This window comes from Novosphingobium sp. BL-52-GroH (assembly GCF_044813085.1).
Lineage (GTDB): Bacteria > Pseudomonadota > Alphaproteobacteria > Sphingomonadales > Sphingomonadaceae > Novosphingobium.
On the sequence record NZ_CP171152.1, the window covers coordinates 2,471,330 to 2,492,294 of the forward strand.

The 20,965-nt window shown below is 68.4% G+C and carries 15 protein-coding genes and 1 tRNA gene; 8 read left to right on the plus strand and 8 right to left on the minus strand.

Features of this window, described 5'->3' with window-relative positions; all coding sequences use genetic code 11:
* Nucleotides 1-15: 15 nt before the first annotated feature.
* From ACFFDA_RS24595 to pedF, 4 genes are all read right to left on the minus strand, one after another.
* Complete coding sequence (locus ACFFDA_RS24595; RefSeq protein WP_404479886.1) at nucleotides 16-675, minus strand: response regulator transcription factor; 660 nt, start codon at nucleotides 673-675, stop codon at nucleotides 16-18.
* Nucleotides 676-769: 94 nt separating this feature from the next.
* Nucleotides 770-2,542, minus strand: coding sequence for a methanol/ethanol family PQQ-dependent dehydrogenase (locus tag ACFFDA_RS24600; protein ID WP_404479887.1), 1,773 nt, complete (start codon nucleotides 2,540-2,542; stop codon nucleotides 770-772).
* 304 nt (nucleotides 2,543-2,846) lie between these two features.
* Nucleotides 2,847-3,728 (minus strand): substrate-binding periplasmic protein, encoded by an 882-nt coding sequence (locus ACFFDA_RS24605; protein ID WP_404479888.1) that lies wholly within the window; start codon nucleotides 3,726-3,728, stop codon nucleotides 2,847-2,849.
* Between the two features lie 8 nt (nucleotides 3,729-3,736).
* Nucleotides 3,737-4,180, minus strand: coding sequence for a cytochrome c-550 PedF (pedF, locus tag ACFFDA_RS24610; protein ID WP_404479889.1), 444 nt, complete (start codon nucleotides 4,178-4,180; stop codon nucleotides 3,737-3,739).
* Nucleotides 4,181-4,371: 191 nt separating this feature from the next.
* Between pedF and ACFFDA_RS24615 the strand changes: the two genes are divergently transcribed.
* The 4 genes from ACFFDA_RS24615 (at nucleotide 4,372) to ACFFDA_RS24630 (ending at nucleotide 10,031) form a co-directional block, all read left to right on the plus strand.
* Nucleotides 4,372-5,361, plus strand: coding sequence for a PQQ-dependent catabolism-associated beta-propeller protein (locus tag ACFFDA_RS24615; RefSeq protein ID WP_404482871.1), 990 nt, complete (start codon nucleotides 4,372-4,374; stop codon nucleotides 5,359-5,361).
* Nucleotides 5,362-5,486: 125 nt separating this feature from the next.
* Nucleotides 5,487-6,899 (plus strand): porin, encoded by a 1,413-nt coding sequence (locus ACFFDA_RS24620; protein ID WP_404479890.1) that lies wholly within the window; start codon nucleotides 5,487-5,489, stop codon nucleotides 6,897-6,899.
* A 128-nt stretch (nucleotides 6,900-7,027) separates the two neighbouring features.
* Complete coding sequence (locus ACFFDA_RS24625) at nucleotides 7,028-7,546, plus strand: cytochrome b (RefSeq protein WP_404479891.1); 519 nt, start codon at nucleotides 7,028-7,030, stop codon at nucleotides 7,544-7,546.
* 232 nt (nucleotides 7,547-7,778) lie between these two features.
* Complete coding sequence (locus ACFFDA_RS24630; protein ID WP_404479892.1) at nucleotides 7,779-10,031, plus strand: TonB-dependent receptor; 2,253 nt, start codon at nucleotides 7,779-7,781, stop codon at nucleotides 10,029-10,031.
* A gap of 159 nt (nucleotides 10,032-10,190) precedes the next feature.
* Here the strand turns inward: ACFFDA_RS24630 and ACFFDA_RS24635 are convergent, their stop codons facing one another.
* Complete coding sequence (locus ACFFDA_RS24635; RefSeq protein WP_404479893.1) at nucleotides 10,191-10,625, minus strand: c-type cytochrome; 435 nt, start codon at nucleotides 10,623-10,625, stop codon at nucleotides 10,191-10,193.
* 189 nt (nucleotides 10,626-10,814) lie between these two features.
* On the opposite strand from ACFFDA_RS24635, the gene ACFFDA_RS24640 reads away from it, so the two are divergent.
* Nucleotides 10,815-12,131, plus strand: coding sequence for a DUF3422 domain-containing protein (locus tag ACFFDA_RS24640; protein ID WP_404479894.1), 1,317 nt, complete (start codon nucleotides 10,815-10,817; stop codon nucleotides 12,129-12,131).
* 94 nt (nucleotides 12,132-12,225) lie between these two features.
* Nucleotides 12,226-12,312: transfer RNA gene (locus ACFFDA_RS24645), tRNA-Leu, on the plus strand.
* 209 nt (nucleotides 12,313-12,521) lie between these two features.
* Here ACFFDA_RS24645 and ACFFDA_RS24650 read toward each other — a convergent pair.
* Entirely contained in the window at nucleotides 12,522-14,633 is a 2,112-nt protein-coding gene (locus ACFFDA_RS24650) for a TonB-dependent siderophore receptor (protein WP_404479895.1), read from the minus strand.
* 297 nt (nucleotides 14,634-14,930) lie between these two features.
* Here ACFFDA_RS24650 and ACFFDA_RS24655 point away from each other — a divergent pair, with 297 nt between their 5' ends.
* A complete protein-coding gene (locus ACFFDA_RS24655) occupies nucleotides 14,931-17,438 on the plus strand; it encodes a putative bifunctional diguanylate cyclase/phosphodiesterase (protein ID WP_404479896.1) in 2,508 nt (835 codons plus the stop codon).
* 54 nt (nucleotides 17,439-17,492) lie between these two features.
* Here ACFFDA_RS24655 and ACFFDA_RS24660 read toward each other — a convergent pair whose 3' ends face one another.
* Together ACFFDA_RS24660 and ACFFDA_RS24665 are read right to left on the minus strand one after the other, a co-directional pair.
* Entirely contained in the window at nucleotides 17,493-18,851 is a 1,359-nt protein-coding gene (locus ACFFDA_RS24660; protein WP_404479897.1) for a sensor histidine kinase, read from the minus strand.
* Nucleotides 18,848-19,525 (minus strand): response regulator transcription factor, encoded by a 678-nt coding sequence (locus tag ACFFDA_RS24665; protein ID WP_404479898.1) that lies wholly within the window; start codon nucleotides 19,523-19,525, stop codon nucleotides 18,848-18,850. The genes ACFFDA_RS24660 and ACFFDA_RS24665 overlap by 4 nt, the downstream gene beginning before the upstream one ends.
* 256 nt (nucleotides 19,526-19,781) lie before the next feature.
* Here ACFFDA_RS24665 and ACFFDA_RS24670 point away from each other — a divergent pair, with 256 nt between their 5' ends.
* The gene (locus tag ACFFDA_RS24670; RefSeq protein WP_404479899.1) at nucleotides 19,782-20,945 is read left to right on the plus strand and encodes a glycosyl transferase; all 1,164 of its coding nucleotides are present in this window, start codon (nucleotides 19,782-19,784) and stop codon (nucleotides 20,943-20,945) included.
* Nucleotides 20,946-20,965 lie beyond the last annotated feature (20 nt).

Consider the following 20,965-nt stretch of genomic DNA (forward strand, 5'->3'; position numbering starts at 1 on the left):
GCGCAGAAGTCTCGGTCAGCGTATTCCCGCCTTGCCGGCCATGATGACCGCCTGCGTCCGGCTGAACACGTTCATTTTCTGCAGGATCGCCGAGACATGCGCCTTCACCGTCGTCATCGAGACGTCCAGCTCATAGGCGATCTGCTTGTTCAATCGGCCCGCCACCAGATGCCCCAGCACCACGCGCTGCTGCGGGGTGAGCGTCTCGATCCGCGCGCGGATGAGATCTTCCTCGGCGGCGAGGCTTTCGTCGCCCGGAAGGTCGGGCATGTAGATCTCGCCCGAGAGCACCTGCTGCAACGCGTCGACGATCGCCGCGCGCTTGAGGGACTTGGGCACGAAACCGGCCGCCCCGGCTGCCAGCGCATCGCGCACGACGTTACGGTCGGTCACGCCCGAGACCATCACCACCGGCGTCGCCGGGAAACGGTCGCGCAAGGCCGTGAGGCCGGAGAGGTGCGAGACGTCGGGGATGTTGAGGTCGAGCAGCACGAGATCGACGTCGCCTTGCTCGTCGAGCGCCCGCAGGGCCGCTTCCAGGCTGTCCGCCTCGAGGATCGTGCAGGCCGGGAAGGTATCGTCGAAGATGGAGCGCAATCCGTCGCGTACCAGCGAATGGTCGTCGACGATCAGCACGCGTTCGGGTCCACCGAAATCCTGGCTCGTTTGGCCCATGCTGGCTTCCGTTACGGCGATTGCGTTCATGTCTGTCTAACCCGGGGAGGGGTGGCGCGCCAGCGAAACGCCGGCGCGCCGTGGGGAGGGGTGGCTACTTGGGCAGCTTGAACACCCAGAGCATGCCGCCCTGGCTGATTTCCTTGAAGGTCTTGGCGACTTCGCCCCCCCACAGCGGGACCGCGCCGCCCCAGCCGGACATGACCGCGACGTACTGCTCGCCGTCCTGTTCCCAGGTGACGGGCGATCCGACCACGCCCGAGCCGGTCTGGAACTTCCACAGTTCCTGGCCGGTCTTGGCGTCGAAGGCCTTGAGGTAGCCTTCGGGGGTTCCGGTGAAGACCAGGTTGCCGTGGGTGGTGAGCACCCCGCCCCACAGCGGCGCCGGGTTCTTGTATTCCCACACGATCTTGCCGGTCTTGGGGTCCATCGCGCGCAAGGCGCCGATGTGGTCCTCGGCGATGGGCTTGATGGTGAAGCCGGCGCCCAGGTAGGCCGCGCCCTTCTTGTAGGCGATCGGCTCGTTCCAGATGTCCATGCCCCAGTCGTTGGAAGGCACGTAGAACAGTTCGGTGTCCTTGGAATAGGCCATCGGCATCCAGTTCTTGCCGCCCAGGAACGAGGGCGACGAGAACACCGGCTTGCCTTTGCCCGCGCCTTCGGGAGCGCCGGGCCGGCCCGCCTCGATGTAGTTGGGGCGGCCGGTCTTGGCGTTGATGCCGTCGGCCCAGGTGGTCTGCATGACGAAGCGGCTGGCGGAGACGAACTTGCCCGTCCCCCGGTCCAGCACGTAGAAGTAGCCGTTGCGGTCCGCCTTGGCGCCCAGCTTCATCGCCTTGCCCTTGATGGTGGCGTCGAAGGGGATGAACTCGTTGACGCCGTCGAAGTCCCAGCCGTCGTGCGGGGTGGTCTGGTAGTGCCACCTGATGACGCCGGTGTCGGCGTCGATGGCGAGCGTCGAACTGGTGTAGAGGTTGTCGCCGGGGCGCAGGTGGCTGTTCCAGGGCGAGGGATTGCCGGTGCCGAAGTAGACCAGGTTGGTGCCCGGATCATACGTGCCGCCCAGCCAGGTGGCGCCGCCGCCGGTCTTCCACAGATCGCCCTGCCAACTGGCACCCCGCTTGCCGGTCATGCCGTTGGGCTGGCCGTTGAGCGTGCCCATGTGGCCCTCGATGACCGGGCGTTCCCAGATCAGCTCGCCGGTGTCGACGTTGCGCGCCTGCACTGCCCCGACGATGCCGAATTCGCCGCCCGAGTTGCCGGTGATGACCTTGTCGCCCACGATCAGCGGCGCGGCGGTGGCGGAGTATCCCGCCTGGTAGTCGGCGGTCTTCTTGTTCCAGATGACCTTGCCGGTCTTGCGGTTGAGGGCCACCAGATGCGCGTCGAGCGTGGCGAAGATCACCTTGTCGCCGTGGATCGCCGCACCGCGGTTGACCACGTCGCAGCAGGGCATGATGCCGTCGGGGAGGCGCGCGTCGTACTGCCACTTCTTTTCGCCGGTGCGCGCGTCGAAGGCGAACAGGCGCGAATAGGAGCCGGTGACGTAGATCACGCCGTCGTAGACCAGCGGCTGGGCTTCCTGCCCGCGCTGCTTCTCGCCGCCGAGCGAGGAGGCGAAGGCCGGCACCATCTTCGCGACGTTGGTGGCGTTGATCTGGTCGAGCGGGCTGAACCGCTGTTGCCAGGGGCCGAGGCCGTAGCTCAGCACGTCCCCGGGGGTGTCGGCGTCCTTGAGCAGGTCCGCGCTGGTGGGGCCGCCGGCCGCGGGAGCGTCGGCCGCCGAAAGCGGCGCTGCTGGCGCCAGCGCCGCAAGGCCGCTGGCGGCTGCCAGTCCCGCGATGAGATGTGAAAAGCGCCGAGTCATCCTGTCCCTCCGTTTTTGCGATGATCGCGCCGGGGGTCTTCGTCTCGGAGCTGCCCCCAAGTTCCCGGTCGTCGGAGGCAACCTAGAGGCTGGCGGGGGGCGGACAATTGCACCTTGGGAGGATGGGGACGGGGTGAGTGACGCAGTGTTAATTGGTGGAGGGAGGAGTTCGCCGCATGATCGACGACCCTGGACCGTGCCCCTCCCGCCCAGTCCCGATCCTCTTTCTCCCGTGGGGGATAGGTTTGGCGCAAACCAGGGTTCGGGGGATACCGGTCGCAGGGGTATCCCCGTCCCCCTGTCGTCACGGGGTCGAGGGCTGGACCGCGAGAGCGGGGCGCCATTCGACGCCGTGACGAGCGAAGATCGCCTCGAGCCGGCCGTCGGCGGACATCGCCGCGATCTGCTCCTCGATGGCGAAGCCGAGGCTGCGGCTGTTCTCCCCGACGGCGACGCCGATGTCCCAGCCCGGCGAGAGCATGGCCGGCAGGAAAGACTTGCGGCGGCGGATCGAGCCGTCCTTGCCGTCGTGTATCGCAGCCTCGATCTGCGCCGAAGTGGCGACGACCGCATCGGCTTCGCCCCGGCCCACGGCGGCGACCGCGGCGTAGCCGGTGGAGCTGTGGACCACGTCCTTCGCCAGCGCTCCGCCGGCATGGCCGAGCAGGTAGAAGTCGGGGATCGAATCGAGTTCCGCCGCGATGCGCCTGCCTTTCCAGCGCACCGGCATCGCCTCGCAGTCTGCGGCCTCGCCGCAGGCGGCGGCGAAGCTCTCGCGGTAGTAGGGGGCGAGGAAGGCGACGTCGTCCTCGGCAGCCATGATCTGGCGATCGAAGGGAACGTGCAGCATCACGTCGCAGGCCTGGAAGCCCAGCAATCCGCCGCGCCAGACGACGTTGCGCAAGTCGTCCGAGAGTTCCTCGTCGGCAGTGAACAGCGCGATGTCGGCGCGCACCCCCAGGCCTTGTGCCAGCGTGCGGGCGAGGTCGGCGTCGATGCCGGCCGCCTTGCCGCCGTCATCCCACGACCACGGCCGGTTGTCGGCGTAGAGGCCCACCCGCAGCACGCCCAGCGCCTTTACTTTCTCAAGCGGCGCGGCCCACAGCGGCGAGGGTCGCAGGGCCGCCGGCAGCGCCAGCGTGCCCACGACCGCGCCGAGGCTCTTGAGGAGAGATCTGCGATCCACTGCCCGGATCACTCGTCGGTGTGCTTGGATTCCAGCCAGGCTCTGATCGCCCAGCCGGCCTTCTGGCCCAGCACGTCGCCGAAGGGGGGCATGTAGACCTTGCCGTCGTGGCTGGAGCCGTGGCGGAAGCGCTCGACGAACCACTCGTCGCCCGAGGACCCCAGTTCCAGATAGCGCAAGTCCGGCGCGATGCCGCCCGAGATCGCCTCCAGCCCGTGGCAGCGCGCGCAGTTCTGGCCGTAGGCGGACTGGCCGATCTCGATGGCCTTGGCGTTGCCGGTGTAGGGGTTCTCGGTCGTCCAGGCGTCGTTGCCGCCGGCGATGTCGGGCAGGGCGGTGGTGTCCACAGGCTGCGGCGTCACGTCGCCATGGGCGTGGAGATTGGTGGCGATCGAAAACGAGGCGATTGCGGCAGCGGCGGCGAGGACTGCGCGCCCGGTCGGAAATGTCATGGTCAGGTCATCCTCTGCGACTTCGGGTTCGCTTGGCTTCTCCCCCCCGAATTTCGTCCCGGGATATGCGCGCCGCCCCGGCCGGACCAGTTGGACCATGGTACAAGGGAACGGCTTCGAGAACCGAGGTCTCTACAGGACCAAGGTGCCATTGCCGCCGGGCGATGATCGAGCTTAGCTTCACAGGTATGATGGAGAGAAGCCTGAAGTCGCTCGCGCTTACCGTGGCGCCTTTCGCCCTGCTTGCCGGTCCCGCCTTCGCGCAGGACGCCCCCGCCGCCCGCGCCTACGTCAGCAACGAGCGGTCCTCGACCGTCACCGTCGTCGACCTTGCCGGGGGCAAGGTCGTGGCGCAGTGGCCGGTGGGCAAGCGCCCGCGAGGCATCGCGCTGACCCGCGACGGCACGTACCTGCTGATCTGCGCCAGTGCCGACAACGGCGTGGAAGTGCGCGACACCGCCACCGGCGCGCTGGTCGCCACGCTGCCCTCGGGCGCGGACCCGGAACAGTTCTTCCCCTCCCACGATGGCAAGCTGCTGTTCGTCGCCAACGAGGACGATGCGGCGGTGACGGCGGTGGATCTTTCCGCCCGGCGCGTCGCGTGGCAGGTCTCGGTCGGCGAGGAGCCCGAGGGCATCGCGCAAAGCCCCGATGGCAAGTGGCTGCTCGTCACCAGCGAGGAAGGCAACGTCGTCGCCTGGATCGACGTCGCCACGCATGCGGTGGTCGCGGAAATGGAGACAGCCACCCGCCCGCGCCACGTCGAGTTCACGCCCGACGGCGCGCATGTCTGGATCGCCGCGGAGATGGGCGGCGTGGTCCACGTGGCGGACGTGGCGAGCAGGGCCATCGCAAGGACCATCAAGTTCGCCCCGCCGGGCGTGGCGGACTACAAGGTCATGCCCTGCGGCATCCGCTTCACGCCGGATGGCAAGACCGCCGTGGTGGCGCTCGGACGGGCCGACGCGGTGGCGGTGGTGGACGTCGAGAGCGCTACGATACGCGGCTACGTCAAGGTGGGCGCGCGGCCCTGGCACCTTGCGATCCTGCCTGGCGGGACCAGCGCGCTGGTGGCCAACGGGGCGAGCGACAACCTTTCGCTGGTGGATATCCCCGGCCTCAAGGTGACGGCGACGATCCCGGCTGGCGAAGGCCCCTGGGGCGTGGCGCTGGGGCGCTGAGGTCGCCCCGCGCTCCTCCCAAAGGCCAACAACCAAAGTCCAATATCGCGCCGTCCGGTCCGGCCGCATTGTCCGCCCCAGTCGCAGGAATAGACGACACTTTTACCAAAAGAGGGGGACGGATCATGATCTCGCGGATCATTCTGCGCGGCTCGGCTGCGCTCGGCGTCATCGCCATGACAATTGCACCGGCGTATGCAGGGTCCAGCGAAGCGCTGCTCAAGCGGCTGCACGAAAAGGGCATCCTGAGCGACGAGGACTACGACGAGCTGATGGCGCAGGAGCAGGCGGAAGCAGCCGCCGCGTCAGCCGCGGCCGCTCCCGCCACCGCGACCGAGAAGGCCCAGAACACGCTCGACACGAGCCGCATGGTCAAGATGACCGAAAGCGGCATCGGCCTTGAGGTCGGCCCGGCGACGATCAAGTTCGGCGGTTCGGTGAACGGCTTCTACGTCCATGACAATCCCGACCGTGCCTCGGCGACGACGGCAGTGACGGGCGGTGTCGCCAGCGTCGGATCGCGCAATTCGAGCGCCGTGCGCAACGGGTTGCTGCCGGGCTACCTGACGGTTTCGGTGACGACCAGGCAGGAGGGCTGGGACATCGGCGCTTTCTTCGGCATGTATCCGGGGATCAACTCGGCGGCCTACGGGGCGCTGGGTGCCAACAACGGCGGCCAGCCGACCGCGCTGGGCACGGCGGGCATCGACTTCCGCCAGACGTACCTTACTTTCGGCAAGCCCGGCATCGGTACGTTCAAGATCGGCCGCGACATCGGCCTGTTCGGCTCCGAAGCGATCCTCAACGACATCACCCTGCTGTCTTCCGGCACTCCGGGCGGCAACGTGGCGCCCAGCAACACGACGCTGGGCCGCATCGGCGTGGGCTACATCTACACCGACTTCCAGCCGCAGATCACGTATACCAGCCCCAACCTCGGCGGCTTCCAGGCCTCGGCCGGGGTGTTCCAGCCGCTGTCCTCGCTCACCGGCCCGGCGCAGGAGAACTCCTCGCCCGGCTTCCAGGGCAAGCTGGCCTACGACGGCAAGTTCGGCGGCATCGGCGCGCGGGTCTGGGCCGGCGGCGTGACGCAGCGGCACGACGAGATCACCGGCACGCGCTACACCGGGCAGGGCCTCGACTTCGGCGGCAAGGTCACGGCCGGGCCGATCGCGGTGGTCGGCTACTACTACACCGCCAAGGGCCTGGGCACGACGGTGCTGAACCTGCACGACACCGACGGCTTCGGCAAGCCGCGCAAGAGCGACGGCTTCTATCTGCAGGCGCTGGCGACCTTCGGCAAGATCGCGGTCGGCGGCAGCTACGGCGAAAGCTCGCTGCACTATGCCAATGCGGCGGACGCCATCGCCAACCCGAACCTCGTCGACACCAATTCCAGCTATGTCGGCCAGCTCCGCTATGGCTTGTCCAGTTGGGTCACGCTGCTGGGCGAGTACGTCCATTCCAAGGCGAAGGCCCACTCCGGCAACGAGGCATCGAGCGATGCCATGGCACTGGGCGGTATCCTGTTCTTCTGAGGGGGATGCCACGATGATACCCTGTTGTCCCGATCCTCGCGAGGAAGACGCAAGATGCAGCCCCGGCGCGTCTGCGGGATTATCCATGGAAGCGGCCGGACATGGCGCGCGCATGCGAGGAGCACGGTATGGGAAATGCCAAGTACAACGCCGGGGCCCGAGCGCTCCACTGGACGATCGCGGCGCTCATCATCGCCAACCTCGCCAGCGGTCTGCTGCACGATGCACTGGAGGGCGTGGTCGCGGTGATGCCGGTCCACAAGGCGATCGGGTTGACCGTCCTGGTGCTGTCGCTGGCGCGCCTGGGCTGGCGCATGGCGTGGAAGGCGCCCGCCTATCCCGGCTCGATGGGCCGGGGCGAGATCGCGCTGGCCCATGCGGTCCACGCGGTGCTCTACGCGTTCATGATCGCGATGCCGCTGTCGGGATGGATCATGTCGTCGGCGGGCAAATACCCGTTGACGTGGTTCGGGGTGTTCCAGTGGCCCAAGCTGCCCGTGGTCAAGGACAGCATGCTCTACGAGATCGGCCACGGCTTCCATGGCATCGGCGGCTGGGTGCTGCTGGCGCTGGTGCTCGGCCATGTCGCGGCGGCGCTGCGCCATCAGTTCCTGCTGAGGGACACGGTGCTGCGTCGGATGCTCTAGGAGCCAGGTCCACAATACCCGGTCACCCTGGACTTGTTTCAGGGCCGATCGCGTCGTTGCAACCGGAAGCCGGTGTCACCATCGGGCCTATCTGTTTGTGGCTGCACCATACCGGGGTCGCCCTGAAACACGTTCAGGGTGACGGGGGCCGGGCAGGGGACGATCGCCCACGCCCGCACCCGCTATGAAAACAAGACCAGGGGAGGGCGCCATCCACAGCGCCCGGAACAGGATGCGAAAGTCCGCCTGTATCGTGGCGGGCCTGCTGGCCTCCGCCGCGCCGCTCTGCGCGCAGGAAGCGCCGATCATCGTCACCGCTCCGGGCGGCGGCATCGACCTCGACGAAGCGCGCACCGTCGACCCGAAGGCCCTCGACGCCGCGGGGAAGCGCGATCTCGCCCGCGCGCTGGAACGCACGGTGTCCGGACTGACGCTGGCCGAGAGCACCGGCAACCCCTGGCAGGCTGCGATAACCTGGCGCGGCTTTTCCGCCTCGGCGCTGCAGGGCGCGGAACAGGGGCTGGCGGTCTATCTCGACGGCGTGCGTTTCAACCAGCCCTTCGGCGACGTGGTCCTTCTCGACGTGGTGCCCGAGGCGGCGCTCGCCGGCGCGCAGATCAACGAGGCGAACCCGGTGCTGGGCCGCAATGCGCTGGCCGGGGCGCTGCTGCTGCACACGCACGACGGCACCAGCCTGCCGGGCCTGCGCGCGCAGGCGGACCTCGACACCGTCGCCAGTGTAGGCGGCAGCGTCTCGGTGGGTATCGGCGACAAGGCCGACAACGCCCTGATCGTCGCCGAGGCGCGCCATGACGAGGGCTGGCGGGTGGCCTCGCCCTCGAGGCTCGGGCGCCTTTTCGCCAAAGCCGTGCACGGTGCCGGGACCTGGGGGATCGAGGTCCAGGCGCTCGCCGCCGACACCGACCTCACCGGCAACGGCGTCGCCCCGGTCGAACTGCTCGATGCCGACTGGAATGCCGTCTTCACCACTCCCGACGTCACGCATACGCGCTTCGCTCGTGTCGTCGTCGCCCCGTGGATAGCGGCGGGCGATACGGGACGCATCGAACTGCGAACGCACTGGCAGACTCTCACCCGGCGCAGCGCCAACGGCGATCTCGCCGACTTCGGCGCCTGCGAGGACGCCCCCGGCGTCCTGTGCCTGGGCGACGACGGCGAGTTCGAGGAGCCTTTGCTGGCGAACGGGGCCCCGGTCATCGTGGACCCCGCCGTCGACGACTACGCCGTGTTCAACCGAGGCCGCGAGCGCACCCGCAGCGGCGGCGCCATGCTGCAGTGGCTTGGCAAGCGGGAGACCGACAAGGGTACTCGCCGCCTTGCGCTGGGGGGCTCGTGGGAGCGCGCCCGCACGCGCTTCGTCGCCACCAGCGAACTGGGCCAACTGGAGAAGGACCGGTCGGTCGACGGGCTCGGCCTGCTGATCACGTCGCAGGATGGCGGCATCACCCCGGTCGACGTCGTCACCCGCATGAGCGACCTGGCCCTCTTCGTCAGCGCGCAAGTGCCGCTGACCCGCGCGCTCAGGGTCGAGGCGGGTGCACGCTGGTCGCGTAACACGGTGCGCCTCGACGACCGGTTGGGCGACGCGCTCGACGGCAGCCATCGTTTCAGCCGGCTCAACCTCTCGATCGAGTTCGACTACGCGCTGGCCGACCAGGTCCACGCGACCGCCGGCTTCGCGATGACCAGCCGCAACCCGACGCCTGCCGAACTGTCCTGCGCCGATCCGGACGCGCCGTGCACGCTGGCGAACTTCTTCATCGCCGATCCGGCGCTCAAGGCCGTGACCGCGCGCAACTGGCACGCCGGCATTTCGGGCGAGGAGGGGGCGCTGACCTGGCGGATCAACGGCTGGCGCTCGAACACCCGGAACGACATCCGAATGATCGCCTCGGAAGTGCGCGGGCGCGCCTACTTCGCGAATCTGGGCGCCGGCCGGCGGCAGGGCGTCGAGGCATCGGCGGATTGGAAGCGAAACGGCTGGCGGCTTTCGGTGAACTACGCTTTCACAGATGCCAGATTCCGCAATGGCTTCACCGTCTCCAGCCCCTCGAATCCGGAAGCGGACGAGGGCGGCCTGATCGACGTCGAGCGCGGCGACCGCCTCCCCGGCGTGCCGCGTCATGCCCTGAATCTCTACGCGGGCCGGGCCGGGCCGGGTTGGGAGCTGGGCCTCGGGATGCGAGCCCGCTCCGGCCAGTGGCTGGTGGGCGACGAGGGCAACGACAATCCACCGTCTCCCACTTACGCGGTGCTGGACATGATGGGGCGGGTCGAGGTCGCGCCCGGGATCGAACTGGCCGCCGAACTGCGCAACGTCCTCGACCGGCACTACGCGACGATGGGCACGTTCTCCGAGATCGACGAGATCGACCTGGCCGAGGCGCCCGGCGCCGACAACCCGCGCGCCTATGCGCCCGGCGTGCCCAGACGGTTGACCGTTTCGGTGCGGGCGAGGTTCTGAAGTCGGGGTCCCGTATTGCTTGTGGAGCACCTCGCGCCGGTAACGGCAAATCGTTCGACCACGGGAACGTGCTTCCTTGCATCGCCCGGACGCAAAAAACCGTCCGCCGCAGGGAATGCGACGGACGGGGGCCGTTGAGAACGGGTTGCTCCGGTAGGCTCAGCGCTGCTGCTTGAGGTAGGCGATGATTTCCTTGCGCTTGGCGGGGTCCTTCAGGCCCGGGAAACTCATGCGGTTGCCCGGCACCAGGGCGCGGGGGTTTTCCAGCCACTTGTCGAGGGTGGCATCGTCGAGCGTCAGGTTCGATTTCTTCACGGCGTCCGAGAAGGTGAAGCTGCCCTGGCCCATCTTGTGGCCATAAGTGCCGAACAGGTTGGGCCCCAGCTTGTTGGGCGCGCCCTTCGCGGTATTGTGGCACACCGCGCAGCGTGCGAACGAGACGGGCGGCGGGGCCGGTGCCGCGGCGGGCTTGGCCTGCGCGGCCGGGACCAGCTCGGCCATCGCCGAAGGCCCCTGGTGGCCTCCCGCAAGAGCCGCCAGTCCCAGCACCGCCGTCCCGATCGCCAGAGGCCCGCGCATCTGTCCGATGGTCATGTCATGTCTCCCGTGATTGCTGTCTTGCCCGAATCTTTCGCATGCGGTCGCCGGGGCCGGTATTGGACTTTGGTCGATCCGGGCGCGATCCGGGTGACAGATCCAGGTGGTCGGCCTCGTACCAAGGGCCACTTGCCGGACCCCGATCCGGAGTCGCACTCTCGCCCCTTAGCCAAGGGGAGAAGGCGCATGCTGAACGAGCACGAGCTACGCCGCATGCTGGTGAGCGAGATGCACTTGCGCCGCTGGCCGCAAGTGCGCGCGCCTTGCTCGATCGTGCAGTTCGTGCGGCTGCTCGACGCCAGGGACCGCGAGGAGGAACTGGCGGCGATGGCCGCGCTGCCTTCCGCAGGGCCCATCGCGCCGGGGACGCGGCCCCGCCATCTCGACGGGACGCTGGCGCCCGGGCTCGCCTTCACCTGGGAGCGGCACAGCGAGGCGAGCACCATCACCCTGTTCGTGACCGGCGCGATGGGGGCCTGCCCGATGCTGGCGGACGCGCTCGCCTGGGCGGGGAGCCTGCCCGGCAAAGTGATTCGCGCCACCCGCCTGCAGGTGGTGGAGGACGAGGCGATGGCCCTGGCAATGCTCCCCGAATTCGGTTTCGCCGCCGATGAACTGGTGACGTGCCACGTCGCCGCCGGAGCGGGGCCGGACGAGGCCCGCGCGCGCATCTGGTCCGACTTCCGTCTGCGCGAGGACGGCTTCGGCGTCGTCCTCGTCGCAGCCTGCCGGATGGCGCCGCAGCCGCTTTCGCGCATGTTGCAGCGGCTGCAGGAACTGGGCAACTACCGCAACCTCGCGCTGCTGGGCCTGCCGGTCGCGCGGGAGGGCTGGCGCGCGCTCGACCGGATCGAGGCGATGCTGGGCGACATGAACCGTGCCGTCGCCCGACCCGAAGTCACCGACGACGAACTGCTCGAGGACGTCACCCGCCTGTCGATGGAACTGGTCGGCCAGGCAAGTGCCGCGGACTACCGGATGAGCGCGACGGCGGCCTATGCCACCATCGTCGAGGAGCGGCTGGCCGAACTGCACATCCATCCGGTCCCCGGCTGCCTCTCGCTGGCGGACTTCACCCAGCGCCGTTTCCTGCCGGCGGTGCGCACTTGCGCCGCGCACCGCCGCCGTGCCGAGCAAATGGCGCAGCGTACCGCGCAAGTCCTCTCGCTGCTGCGCACCCGCATCGACACCCGAATCGAGAACCAGAACGGCCGCCTGCTCGTCTCGATGGAGCGCAGCGCTTCGCGGCAGTTGCGACTGCAGCAGCTCGTCGAGGGCCTCTCGGTCGTCGCGGTGAGCTATTATGCGCTCGGCCTCGTCGCCAAAGTGCTCGAAGGCGTGGAGGAACTCGTCCCGCAGATCCATGTCCACGTCGTCGCGGCGGCTTTGGCGCCGGTGGTCGTGGCGGCGGCGTGGCTGTCGATCCACTGCATGAAACGGCGGATTCTGGGGCCCGAGGAGCTGTCGATGGGCCTTGCGGGACAAGAAAGTGAAGCGAAGTGAAAATAATCGGTGCTGGCCGCTTGCCAGCCGGGGAGGCCCTTGCTAATGGCGCGCTCCTGCCAGGGGCGGATGTTCATCCAGCCCCGAAAAATATGCGGTCGTGGCGGAATTGGTAGACGCGCAACGTTGAGGTCGTTGTGGGCGAAAGCCCGTGGAAGTTCGAGTCTTCTCGACCGCACCAGGCAGTTTTGAACAGCACTGATTTTCGCCTTCGGGCACCCCGTCGTCTGGCGGGCTTTGCTGCGTCCGACGTCTGCGCCCGTGTATTCGGATGGCAAGATCGAAGCCTGTCCTGTCGAGGCGGACAGGCCCCGGGCCCGAAGATGCACAAATTGCGAGGGGCCGCGCGATCTCTCGCACGGCCCCCGGTCGCTCAGGCGTTTCGCGCGATCAGAAGCGGTAGTTCGCGCTGACCGTGAAGTTGCGCGGCGCACCGTAGCGGTACTGGCTGTAGAAGCCGATCTGGCTGTAGTACTTCTTGTCGAACAGGTTCTCGAGGTTGCCCTGGACCTGCAGGTTTTCGCTGACGTTGTAGCGTGCCATCAGGCTGACCAGCGTGTAGGCGTCCTGCTGGAAGCGGAAGGCGGCACTGGTGACCGGATTGGCGCCGGTGGAATAGGCCTTGCTGCGGTAGTTCACGCCGCCGCCCAGCGTCAGATCGCCCACGGTGTAGGTCGTGAACAGCTTGAGCAGCCGGCGCGGCTGGTCGGGGTTGGCGTTCATCTTGAACTGGCTGTAGCCGAAATTCAGGTTCCAGCCCTCGAGCGGCTGTCCGGTCACCTCGACCTCGAAGCCCTTGCTCGTGGCGCCATCGACCGCGACGTAGGTCTGCTGCGGCAGGCCGCCGTCCGGGGGCGTGATGATGACGTCGGCCTGGGCAAGATTGTCCTGCTCGATGCGGAACAGCGCGACCGAAGCCTGCAGCGCCTCGTCGAAGAACGCGCTCTTGATCCCCACCTCGTACGACTTGCCCTGGACCGGATCGAGCTGGCGCAAGTTGCGATCGACCGCGCTCTGGGGCGTGAAGATCTTGGTATAGCTGGCATAGGCGCGCACGCCCGGCACGATGTCGTAGAGGGCGCCCAAGTAAGGGATGAACACCCCCTTGTCGCCGTAGTCGTTGACGACGCCGTAGCTGGTGCCGGCCTGCTTCCAGCTCGCGATGCGGCCGCCGCCGATGATCTTCAACTGGTCGGTGACGTTGGCGCGCAAGGCACCGTAGAATCCGGTCTGGGTGATCTTCAGCTTTTCCTGAAGGACGGGCGTGGCCGAGAAGCCCGGGTCGATCACGGACGAGCCGCCATCGGACACGAAGTCCGGCCCGGCCGGGTAGGACAGGGCCGAGAAGCTGTTGGTATAGAGGTTCTGCACGCTGCGCAGGGCGCCCAGCACGATCTCGTGATCGCGGCCGAACACTTTCAGCACGCCTTTCAACTGGCCGTCGAAGCTGTTCTGGATGCTCTCGCCCTCGTCCTTGTACGGATAGGCGGAGTCGATGACGCCGGTGTTCACGTTGACCAGGCCGGACAGGTACAGCAGCTTCGCCTGCTCGGCGTTGCGCATGCGGTTGTAGTTGACCGTGATGCTCCAGTCGTCGCTGAACTCGTGGCGCAGCGATGCGTAGATGTTCTGGTTGGTGGTGTTCCAGTAGCTCCAGTCCGCGGACGTGCTCTTGTGACGCGACCAGTTGGCGAACGTGCCGTCCGACCAGAACGAGGGCAGCGCGCCCCAGGCCGGGGCGTCGGGCGTGCCGCGCTGGTGGCTGATCCCCGCGCGCAGCAGGGTGTTGTCGGTGATGTCGCCCTCGATGGTGCCGTACACCACCCACTTCTTGTTGTGGTAGAGGTCGATATAGCTGTCACCCTCTTCGTAGCGGCCCACGACGCGGAAGCGCAATGTGCCGTCGGAGGTGACCGCACCGCCCAGGTCGGCGGAAGCGCGCCAGGTGTCCCAGCTGCCGTAGCTGGCGTTGACGTAGCCGCCCAGCTCCGTCTTGTCGGCGTGCTTGCGAACCAGGTTGACCGAAGCCGACGGGTCGCCGACGCCGCTAAGCAGGCCGGTGGCGCCGCGCACGATCTCGACGCGGTCGTAGATCGAGACGTCGATGTTGGTCTCGCCCTTGCCGCCGGCGAGGGTCCAGGCGAGCGGTACGCCGTCGATCTGGTAGTTCTTGATCTCGAAACCGCGGGCGTAGAAGTTATTGCGGACGTCATCGACCTCGTTGATGACGACGCCGACGCCGTTCTGGATGACATCGGCGATGCTGATGAGGTTCTGGTCGAGGATGCGCTGGGCGGTGACGATGCTGACCGACTGCGGAGTTTCCTGAACCGTCAGGCCGAGGCCCGTGGCGGTGTCGATCTTGTCGGCCATTATGTAGGTGCCGGTTACGACGATATCGTCGGCGCGGGGGCCGCTTTCGTCCGAGGCCTCCTGCGCAGCGGCGGGCATCGCATAGACGGCCAGTGCGCCGCCGAACATCAGAACGATCTTGGACTTCATGAGGACCCCCATTGTCTCGCGTTTTCCCTGGGCTGCCCGTTCGCAGGCCGGCGGTGCCGGACCTTCATTTCGACAAGCCTCGTTGCAGCGCCGCTAATGGGAATGCGAATAATTCGCAATAGCTATCTTTCGACCATCCGCTCGGCAGAAATTGACCCACAGGTTTTTACCCATGCGCCATGCGCAACCGCCCGGATGCCGCGCGTGGCGGGGTCTCTCGGATGACGGGAGATCGATTGCGTTAACCATTTGGAGGGAGGTCCGACCTATGTGTCGCGACTTGTGTAGGGGCGCGGGATGCCGTTTCGTTCGATCCTCTTGGGGCTTTGGCTTGTCGTGATGGCGCAGTGCTGGGCCGTTCCGGCTGGGGCCCAGGTCGTGCGCCTGCGCTCCGAGGTCTGCTATGCGACCGCTCCGGCGAGCCTGCCCGACGATGCCGCCGCGGTCGCCTCGCTGCGGTTCGACTGCACCGCCCCACCGCCTTATTCGGCCTATCGCGACGGATGGGTCTGGCTGAAGCTGCGCGATCCGGGCGCGCTTGCGCAGATGCCCGCGGGCTGGCGACTGCTGGTCGACCAGGCCCGGTTCGACCGCATGGCGACGCTGGTGGTGGCAAGCGACGGCACGGTCCACCACGTCGCCCTGACCCCCCGGACCATCGGCGAGCGGTGGGCGCCCGGCGGCATGCTGCGCATCGCGGTGGAGCCTGCCGGCGCGCAGGTTCGCGCCGTCTACCTGGGTTTCCGCAGGCTCGACAACCTGTCGCTCATGCGCAAGCTTTCGGCGGCGAGCGCGGCCAGCGCCATGCGGCTCGACCACAAGTGGCTGGGCCTGATGGGCGTCTTCGCCGGGGCCATCCTGTCCGCCTTCGCCTACAACCTGCTGATCTACACCGGGCAGCGGCTGGTGTTCCAGCGCTGGTATCTGGTGTGGTCGACGCTGGCGCTGGCCTACGGGTTCTCCTGGACCAACATGCTGGCGCTGGCAGTGCCCGGTTTCGCCGGGCCGCTTGCGGTGAGCGCGGACTACCTGCTCGTCGCCGGGCTGATCGCGGCGGGCAACATGTTCTTCCTCGCGGTGATCGAGGAAGGCGTGCTGCCGCGCTGGCTGACCCGGTGCGGCTGGTCCGTCGCCGGCCTCGACGTGGCGCTGGGTCTGGCGGCCTCGGGCGGCTGGATGGCGAGCCCGATCGTCCTCGACCGCCTGCTGAACCTCGCCTTCGTCCTGAGCGCGCTGTGCCTGGGCACCGGGGTCCTCATCGCGATTCTCGGGCGCAGCCGCGTAGTGTGGTTCTATCTGGCCGGATGGACGCCGGTGCTGCTGGTCTTCGCCCTGCGCGTGGGCCGCAACTTCGGAGTGCTGGTGCAGGACGATGCGATCGACATGGCGACGTTCGCCGCGCTCGCCTTCGAATCGGTCGCGCTCTCGCTCGCCAGTGCTGACCGTTTCCGCCTGCTCGGCAAGCAGCGCGACGTGGCCGAGCAGGCGCGCAAGCTCGTCGAGATCGAGAGCGAGACCTTCCGCCGCGCCGCGCAGACCGATTTCCTCACCGGCCTGGGCAACCGCGCTGCGTTCCAGACGGCGCTGCGGGGCTTGTGCGACGATCCGGCCAGGACGCCGTTCATGCTCCTGCTGATCGATGTCGACCACCTCAAGGACATCAACGACAGGCTCGGCCACGACGGCGGCGACATGCTGCTGGAGGCCGTCGGCCGGGGCCTTGCCGAGGCGGCACTGGGGCTGGGCGCGGTCTCGCGCATCGGCGGCGACGAGTTCGCCATCCTCCTGCCCGGCGGCGAGGGCGAGCAGTTCTGCATCCAGCGCGCGCTCGAAGAGCTGCAGGGCTGCACGCTCACTCATGCCGGGCGCTCCTGGGCGCTTTCGCTGAGCATCGGCTCGGCGCGCTTCCCCGAGGATGCCCAAAGCCCCGAAGTGCTGGTCAAGAACGCCGATCTCGCGCTGTACCAGGCCAAGCAGCTCGGCCGGCGGCGGCTGCAGGAGTACACGCCGCCGCTGCGCGCCCAGCTCGATAGCCGGCGCATCTTCATCCAGGAGGCTGCCCAGGGCATCGAGCGCGGCGAGTTCTCGCTGCATTATCAGCCGATCGTCGATCTCCACAGCGGGGTCTCCGGCTCCTACGAGGCGCTCCTGCGCTGGCAGCATCCGGTGCACGGGGTGATGACGCCGGCGATCTTCGGGGAGATGCTGAACGAGCGGAAGACCGGGCTGTCGGTGCAGGAGCACGTCCTCGACATGGCGCTGGCGGCATTGCGCGACCATCCGTGCCTGCTGCCGCGGCTTTCGGTCAACCTCACCGCCGCGCAGCTCGACGGCTCGCATGCGGCATCGCGCCTGCTGGCGCGGCTGCGCGATCACGGCGTCGCGCCCGGCCGCCTGTGCGTCGAAGTGACCGAGGACGTGGTGCTGGACCGAACCATCGACGAGACCGCCAAGGCGCTGGGACTGCTCCACGATGCGGGGGTGAGCGTGGCGCTGGACGACTTCGGCACCGGCTACGCCTCGATGATCCACCTCAAGCACCTGCCGTTCGACGTGCTCAAGATCGACCGCTCCTTCACTCTCGGCCTGTTCGAGGACGACGGACAGAGCGAGGAGATCATCCGCGCCATCGTCGGCCTGGGCCATGGGCTGCGCAAGCAGGTGGTGGCCGAGGGGGTGGAGACCCAGGCGCAACGCGTGCGGCTGGCCGAGATGGGCTGCCAGCTCGGCCAGGGCTACCTGTTCGCCCGGCCGGCGCCGATCGAGGCCCTGGCGGCGGCCCTGACGGAGCCCTTCGCTGCGTAGAGTCTGTTCTGTCCATGTGGCACCGGACAGGCTTTAGGCGCGGCCGTGCGCGGATCAGCCTGGAAACAGCAGCGAGGCCCGCAGCCCCGGCGCCGCCGATCCGAACTCCAGCACGGCGCCATGGGCATGGGCAATGGCGGCGACCATGCTGAGGCCTAGGCCGTCGCCGGGAAGGCCCGCCGATCCCCGGCCGCGATAGAACTGCTCGGTCACGCGCTCGGCGTCGCCGGCCTCGAGGCCGGGGCCGTCGTCGGTCACGCTCACATGCAGGCCGCCAGGCCCGCGCGCCGCCGCCAGCTCGATGCGGCGGCCTTGCCCGGCGTGCTTGAGCGCGTTGTCGAGGAGGTTGGACAGCGCCTGGAACACGAGGTCGAGATCGAGGTCGGCCACCAGCGGGCGCCGCGCCGACATCACCAGTTCGATGCCCCTCCGCTCGGCCTCGGGCTGGTAGAACTCCACCAGGTCGTCGAGCAACTGGATCACGTCGGTGCGCTGCAGCGCGAGCGGATGGCGCCCGTTCTCGAGCCGGGAAATGCGCATCAGCGCCGCGAGGATCTGCTGGAGCCGGTTTGCCTCCCCGATCGCCTCCCCGGCGGCGGCGCGCAAGACGGGATCGTCCCCGGCGCTCTGTTCCAGCGCCTCCAGCCGGCCGACCAGCCTCGCCAGCGGTGTGCGCAGTTCGTGGGCGGCATTGTCGGACACGCTCTGCACGGCGCGGAACAGGCTCTGGATGCGCGAGAGCATGAGGTTGAGCATCTCGCCCAGCCGGTCGAAGTCGTCGTTGCTGCCCGTGACGTGGACGCGGCCGGCCAGGTCCCCGTCCATGACCTGCCGCGCGGTCAGCGTGACCGCCTCGATGCGCCGCCCGATCGCCACGCTCATCAGCCAGCCGCCCGCGAGCCCCAGCACCACCGTCACGCCGAAGATCCAGATCGCGGCGGTGCGCAGCGCCCCGGCATCGTCGGTCACGTCCTCGACGTCGCGGCCCACCATCAGCCGCGCGCCATCGGGGAGGCGCTGGTCGCTCACCAGGGCGTTGTGGTCGATCTCGGTGCCGTCGACGAAGGTGTCGGCCTCGATCACCGTCAGGTGGCCGGGGGGGCGGACCGGCCAGCTCGGCAGGTTGGCGGTGGCGACGGTGCCATCGGGGGCGAGCAGGGCATGGAACGCCTTGGGCCCGGCGGAGTGCTGGGCCCGGCGGTCGAGCGCGTCGCGCACCGCGTCCGGCCCGCGCGCGCTGTAGAGGGCGCGCAAGTCGCGCTCCTCCTGCTCCACCTGCGCGCGCGCGCGGTCCATCGGCACCACCACGCGCAGCCAGTAGACCGCGCCCATCAGCAGCGCCACGGAAAGGCAGAACAGCCCGGCATAGCTGAGCGCCAGCCGGAACGAGAGGCTGCGCAGCAGGCGCGTCATCGCTCGCGCATCATGTAGCCGACGCCGCGCACGGTATGGATCAGGTCCGTCCCGTCCTCGCCCGCGATCTTGTGGCGCAGCTTGGAGATGTGCTGGTCGATGATGTTGGTCTGCGGGTCGAAGTTGTAGTCCCACACGTTTTCCAGCAGCATCGTGCGGGTGACCACCCGCCCGGCATTGCGCGCGAGGTAGGCGACGATCCGCAGTTCGCGAAGGGTGAGGGGGATGCGGCGGCCGGCGCGAGTGACGGTGTGCGAAGCGAGGTCGATCTCGAGGTCGGCGATCCGCAGCAGGCTGGCGGTCTCGGCCACCGGGGCATTGCGGCGGGCGAGCGTTTCGAGGCGCGCCAGCAGTTCGGACATGGCGAAGGGCTTGGCCATGTAGTCGTCCCCCCCGGCGCGCAGGCCGCGCACCCGCTCGTCGACGTCGCCGAGCGCGCTGAGGATCAGCACCGGGGTGGCGTCGTCGGTGGCGCGCAGGGCGGCCAGCAGCTTGAGCCCGTCGAGCGTGGGCAGCATGCGGTCGAGGATGATCGCGTCGTAGATCTCGCAAGTGGCGCGCACGAGGGCGTCGCGCCCGTCCGCGCAGTGTTCGACGACGTGCCCGGCCTCGCGCACGCCGGCCATGATGTGCGCCGCCAGCGCGGCATCGTCTTCCACCAGGAGTATCTGCATCGGATTGTCGACCCGGTCCCGTGCGCGCCTTGCCGCGATCCGGTGCATTATCCCCCCGCCGGCCCTGCGTCGAGGTCGCGGTGGAACGAACATGGACAAAAGTACACGAAGGCTCCATCCGCGCGACATGTCGTTTCGGCAAGAATGGACAATGCCAGTATCGCAGAACGCCTCGTCACAGGCGCCCCTGTCCTCTCGTGCCGCTTCGGGTCGCATCGATGCAGTACAGTCTCGGGTTCACGTGCCCGGGGTTCACGTGCCCCGGGTTCATGTGATCGCCATCGGCGGGGCGCACCAGTTCGCGCATATCCTGCCGGTGGCCTGCGAGCTGGAGCGGCGCCATCCGGGGCAGGTGACGTTCTTCGTGTGCAACGACGAGGAAGCCGCCCGCGCCGCTGCCCAGGCGCGCGCGCTCGGCGGCGCGGTCCCTGCAGTGGTGGTGATGCGCCTGCCGGCCGCGGCGCGCGTCCTTCCCAGCAAGATGCACAAGGCGCTGCGCCTCACCGTCTGGGCGCGCCGCCTGTGCGCCGCCTCCACGATCCTGTGTGCCGAACGCACCTCGACGATGCTGCGCAAGCTGCGCGCGGACTGCCCGCCGATGCTGCACATCCCCCACGGCGCCGGCGATCGTGCGGTCGGCTTCGAGAAGCGCTTCACCCTGTTCGAACAGGTCCTCGTCGCCGGCCGCAAGGACCGCGACCGCCTGGTGGCCAGCGGCTTCGTCGCACCGGAAGCCTGCACGGTGACCGGCCCGATCAAGCTCTCGACGATTCTCGCCGATCCCCGGCCCCGCGCGCCGCTGTTCGACAACGGCCTTCCGACGATCCTCTACAACCCGCATTTCTCGAAGAAGCATTCCTCGATCGAGACGTTCGGGCGGCGGCTGGTCGAGGCGGTCCTGCGCGACGGGCGCTACAACCTCGTCGTTGCCCCGCATGTGCGGCTGGCACGGCGCTGGTCGGCGCGGCGGCGTCGGCAGCTGGAGGCACTGGCGGTGCCCGGCCGCGTGGTGGTCGACACAGGCTCGGTGCGCTGCAACGACATGACCTACACTCTGGGTGCCGACCTCTACCTCGGCGACGTGAGCAGCCAGGTCTACGAATTTCTCGTCCACCCGCGCCCGTGCCTGTTCGTCGATGCCCGGGGCGTCGACTGGCAGGAGAGCGAGGACTACGCGATGTGGCACTTCGGCGAGGTGATCGTCCCCGCAGCCGACCCCATCGCCGCGATCGAACGCGCTTTCGCCAGCCACTCCGCCTACGCCGCCTGGCAGCGCGAGCGGATGGCCTACACCATCGACGGCATCTCCTGGGCGCTGGACGGCACGCCCGGCTTCAAGGGCCGCAACCCGGTCGGCGAAGCGGCGGACCAGGTCGAGCGTTACGCCGGCCTGGCCGAGACGAGGCAGTGCGCGGCCTGAACGGTTCGTCGTCCCCGGCC